The sequence below is a fragment of the Cellulomonas bogoriensis 69B4 = DSM 16987 genome, from assembly GCF_000767165.1.
In the GTDB taxonomy this organism is placed as follows: Bacteria; Actinomycetota; Actinomycetes; order Actinomycetales; family Cellulomonadaceae; genus Actinotalea; species Actinotalea bogoriensis.
This window is the reverse complement of the sequence record NZ_AXCZ01000505.1, coordinates 1-307: the sequence shown is the minus strand read 5'-3', so window position 1 is coordinate 307 and position 307 is coordinate 1. Positions and strand designations below refer to the sequence as shown.

Annotated in this window: 1 pseudogene; it reads right to left on the bottom strand. The window is 77.9% G+C overall.

The features are described 5' to 3' along the window. Positions 1-307 (bottom strand): annotated as a pseudogene (locus tag N869_RS16220) (phenylalanine--tRNA ligase subunit beta); the annotation flags it as partial.

Sequence of the window (307 nt, the reverse complement as noted above, 5' to 3'; positions counted from 1 at the left end):
ACCTCGACCCCGTCCACCACGCCCTGCGCGCCCTGACGCACCGCCGCCAGCACCGCCCCGGCCGGGACGTCCTGGTCCACGACCAGCGCGATGTCCTCCTTGGCGGGCGGGTAGGCCGACAGCCTGCCCGCCTGGGCCGGAGCGTCCGGACGCGCCGCGAGCACCGCGTCCAGATCGACCTCGAACGCCACCGTGCGGGCGGGCAGGCCGAGCGCGGCCACCACCTTCGGGTGCAGCTCACCCGCGTGGCCCACGACCACGCCGTCGGCGGTCTCCAGGCGCGCCGTCCGGCCCGGGTGCCACGGTG